Below are 4,253 nucleotides of genomic sequence, written 5' to 3' on the forward strand. Positions count from 1 at the left end.
ACAGGCAGCCGTCCCTGCACCGCTGCTCAATAATGTGCCATGAAGTCAAGGTGCTTCCAGGAAAGACGCTGAGGCTCAATCCTTCGGTAAACCCACCATACAACGCGGACTTTGACGGCGACGAGATGAACCTCCATGTCATACAGTCCGAGGAGGCGCGGGTGGAAGCCCAAAAACTGATGAAGGTGAGGGACCAAATCATATCTCCTCGCCACGGCAGGGCAATCATCAAGCCGCAAGAGGACCACGTTTCTGGAGCATTTTTCCTGACGCGCGACGGGGCTGAATTTACTGTTGCAGAAGCATCGCAGCTACTTGCGATTGCCGGTATAACAAAGCTTCCAAAGCCGGACAAGGGCAAAAACTACTCTGGAAAACTTCTCTTTTCCATGATGCTTCCTTCCGACCTTAATGTCCACATCGCAAAGTCAAAGCTTGGCGAATCTATTGTAATAAAAAACGGCATCCTTCTACAAGGCTCAATAGAAAGCAAGGCTTTTGAAAACGAGATACTTGAAAAGATTTTCCACGCTCACGGCTCGCTTGCCGCAGCAAGGTTCATTGACACTGCAACAAGGGTGGCGGTAAAGGTTGTCACAATGCAGGGGCTTTCAGTATCCCTTGCAAACTATTCCCTCTCAGGGGAATCGCAAAAGAAGCTGCATGACATGCAGTCCCAGTCTGTCAGGGAAATCGACACGGCAGTCATGCAGTACAAGAACAAAACGCTTGTGCGCGAGCCGGGGCGGACCCTCAAGGAGTCCCTTGAGGACAAGATTATGATGATTTCCTCGAAGGCCAGGGAGTCGGCAGGCTCTATTGTCGAAAAGGACCTGGGCCTTACAAACACGTCTGTCATCATGGCAAAAATCGGGGCCAGAGGCTCGCTTCTCAACGCAATCCAGATGGCTGCGATGCTTGGGCAGCAGGCGGTTCGAGGCAAGAGGGTCAAAAGAGGCTTCAAGGGCCGCACGCTTCCGCACTACAAAAGGCAGGACATCGGCGGCTCTGCAAGAGGCTATGTCATGGGCTCGTTCAGGTTCGGCCTTGACCCAAGGGATTTCTACCACCACTCAATGGGTGGCAGGGAGTCGCTTGTCAACACTGCCATCAGAACAGCACGCTCCGGCTACATGCAGCGCAGGCTCATAAACGCGCTGCAGGACCTTGTAGTCTCGCAGGACTTGTCTGTCCGCGATTCAAGGGGGGTAATAGTCCAGTATACTTTTGGCGGCGATGGCGCAGACCCGATGAAAACCATGTTTGCAAATGCAGAGGGCGACAGCCAGCCTCGCGAGGAGACTGACGTTTAGGCCTGGTGCAGGAACCAAAATTGAAAAAGGGGTTAGATTTTATGGCTCATTCGAAAAGCAGGGTTGAAGTTGGCGAGGCTGCTGGCATTGTTGCGGCCCAGTCCATTGGGGAGCCTGGCACGCAGATGACAATGAGGACCTTCCACTACGCAGGTGTTGCAGAGCAGGTGCCGACGGGGCTGCCAAGGCTCATTGAGCTTGTGGATGCAAGGCGCACGCCAAAAAAACCGCTCATGGACATTTATCTCAAGTCAGAGTTTGCAAAATCGGAAAGCAAGGCTGCCGAGGTTGCAGAAGAAATAGGAAGGTGCACCCTTGGGGCGGTTGCAGACATAGAAGAGGACTTTTCTGAGAAAAAAATAATCGTCAAAATTGACGAGGATGAGATGAAGGCAAAGGGCGTTGACCTTGAGGAAATCAAAAAGGCGATAAAGAAAAGCGCCATTGGCAACATGGAGTCGCACGGCCTAAGCATTACCATCAAGCCAAAGACGGCATCCTTGCGCTCCATCCGCCGCTTCACGGGAAAGGTAAAGGAGCTTCACATCAAGGGAGTTGAAAATGTCTCAAAAGCCATGGTGCTAAAATCCTCGGACGGCCAGTATTTTATCAGGACGGGAGGCTCCAATCTTGCTGCCCTAATCAAGCACCCAAAGGTGCATGCCGAAAGGCTTTATACAAACGACGTTAAGGAAGTGGAAAAGGTCTTTGGCGTTGAGGCTGCAAGAAATTCCCTGGTTAACGAGCTTAGGGCCGTCCTTGAATCGCAAAACCTGTCAGTGGATTCAAGGCACCTGATGCTTCTTGCCGATGCAATGACAATGGACGGGGAGATAAAGTCTGTTGGACGTCACGGCCTTTCAGGCCAAAAGGCTGGAGTGCTTGCAAGGGCGGCATTTGAGGAGACCATGAAGCACCTGATCAATGCAGCCATCCACGGGGAGCATGACAAGCTTATCGGGGTCACTGAAAACATTATTGTGGGCCAGCTTGTGCCTGTCGGCACTGGCCTTGTCAAGCTGAAAATGAAGCTCAAGTAAAGCAGGCGCGCCCTTGGCTTTGGCAGGCAAGTCACGGGACGCAGGCGCAACATTATTAAACAATCAATCCGCAATAATCAAAAGCGAATGAGGGCAAAATGGGAAAACCACTTTGCTTAAAAGTGTCCTTTCGGGGGAAACTTGGCCTACGGGCCCCAAAAGCGCCGGCGCGAAGTTTTGCGCGGGTCCGGTGCAATGGATTGGAACCCAACAGGATTTTTGAGGTGCATGCAAATGGCAGATTTGGCAAAATCAATCAGGATGAGCGTTGAGTCTGGAAAAGTGATATTTGGCAGCAGGCAGGTTGTAAAGGCAGCTCTGGACGGGGCGGCCAAAGCCATCGTGCTTTCAAGCACTGCGCCAGGGTCCCTTGCAGCCGACATCAGGCACTATGCAAAGCTTTCCGGAGTTCCAGTAATAAATTTTGGGAAGCCCTCAAAGGAGCTTGGGGCGATTTGCGGCGTGCCATACCTAGTATCAGCTGCAGCAGTATTGCAGGTTGGAAACTCGGACATAATGTCTTGCGCGCCAAAGCCTGAAAGCAATTCCTGAAAAGTGGCTAGCGGTTGAAACAATGGTTGAGCTAACATCGGACCATCTCAAGTGCATGTCGTTGTTTGAGCAATTGACAGGCACAGTTGTCAAGGACTGCCTGATTGATCCTGGGGCGTTTTATTTTGTTGTGAAGCAGGGGGACTTGGGAAAGGCGATAGGCCGCAAGGGAAGCTCAATTAACAGGACCCGCACTGCCTTTGGGAAAAGCGTTTATGTTGTCGAGGATGCTGACACCATGGAACAATTTATAAAGAACATGTTCGCAAATATCAACGTCACAAACATCAATGTGCACGAGAAGCTCAATACCCGCACTGCGTATGTGACTGTTGATGAATCAGACCGCGGGGCCTCGATAGGAAAAAGCGGGGAGAGGGTCAAGCTGAACCGCTCGATGCTGATGCGCAGGTTTGGCTGTGACCTGAAGCTTCTAAGCAAATGAATTTTCAGGCCTTCTTGCGACTTTAAAGACATGATAAAAAAGGTTTGGTATTATAATTTAATCCGGCATTTGAAATGAAAAGAACAGGGAAAGATAAAACAAGAAAACAAAAATTGAATTGAAGTAAAACAAGGCAACAATTTCGAGGATGATTATTATGGGCAACGGCGAATTCGCGGGCAGGGACGTGCAAAGGAGAAGAAAACATCAGCGCTGGCTCAAAAAGCCATGGAAGCGCAGGAAGCTCAAGCTCAAGGAAAAGTACGACCCGCTTGAAGGCACGCCTCAGGCAAAGGGAATTGTCATGGAGAAAAAAGCACTTGAGCAAAAGCAGCCGCACTCGGGCCTCATAAAGTGCGTCAAGGTCCAGCTTATTAAAAACAGCAAGGTAATCACAGCCTTTGCGCCACGAAGCGGTGCCATCAACTACATAGACGAGCATGACGAGGTTGAAGTTGACGGGCTTGGCGGAAGCCAGAGGGGCCAGATGGGCTCCATTCCAGGTGTGCGCTACAAGGTCATAAAGGTAAACGGCGTTGACCTGCAGATGCTTGTCCAAAAGAGGAAGGAGAAGCCAAAGAGGTAAAAACAGCCTTGGCATTGCAGTTTAACTAGGATTATCAATTTTGGGGTTGGGAAAATGGAAGGCGAAAAACTTTTCGGAAAATATGATTTTGCAGGCGTTGAGGTCAGGGACCCAAGCCTTAAAAACTGCATAAGCCTTGAGCCTGTGGAAGTTCCGCACTCGTTTGGCAGGCACGCAAAAAAGCAGTTTGAAAAAAGGGGCGTCAACATTGTCGAGCGGCTTGTAAACAAGCTAATGCGAGGCGGCACTGGTGAAAAAACCTCAGGAAAAGTCATAAGGACGCATGGCAAGCTGTCCGGAAAAAAACTAAAGGCAAT

Annotated in this window: 6 protein-coding genes; all 6 read left to right on the top strand. The window is 50.4% G+C overall.

Translation table 11 applies throughout. From position 1 onward, the window contains the following. On the top strand, positions 1-1,313 hold a 1,313-nt coding region (locus FJZ26_04530; protein ID MBM3229670.1), incomplete at its 5' end, for a DNA-directed RNA polymerase subunit A'. Between the two features lie 41 nt (positions 1,314-1,354). After that, the gene (locus FJZ26_04535; protein MBM3229671.1) at positions 1,355-2,353 is read left to right on the top strand and encodes a DNA-directed RNA polymerase subunit A''; all 999 of its coding nucleotides are present in this window, start codon (positions 1,355-1,357) and stop codon (positions 2,351-2,353) included. Between the two features lie 195 nt (positions 2,354-2,548). After that, entirely contained in the window at positions 2,549-2,905 is a 357-nt protein-coding gene (locus FJZ26_04540) for a 50S ribosomal protein L30e (protein ID MBM3229672.1), read from the top strand. 22 nt (positions 2,906-2,927) lie between these two features. Beyond that, positions 2,928-3,350 carry a NusA-like transcription termination signal-binding factor gene (locus FJZ26_04545; GenBank protein ID MBM3229673.1) on the top strand — a complete coding sequence of 141 codons (423 nt, stop codon included), beginning with the start codon at positions 2,928-2,930 and terminating at the stop codon, positions 3,348-3,350. 157 nt (positions 3,351-3,507) lie between these two features. Beyond that, complete coding sequence (locus tag FJZ26_04550; GenBank protein MBM3229674.1) at positions 3,508-3,936, top strand: 30S ribosomal protein S12; 429 nt, start codon at positions 3,508-3,510, stop codon at positions 3,934-3,936. Positions 3,937-3,990: 54 nt separating this feature from the next. Continuing rightward, a partial coding sequence (locus tag FJZ26_04555; GenBank protein MBM3229675.1) for a 30S ribosomal protein S7 occupies positions 3,991-4,253 on the top strand: 263 nt, incomplete at its 3' end.

The organism is Candidatus Parvarchaeota archaeon, assembly GCA_016866895.1.
GTDB lineage: Archaea > Micrarchaeota > Micrarchaeia > Anstonellales > VGKX01 > VGKX01.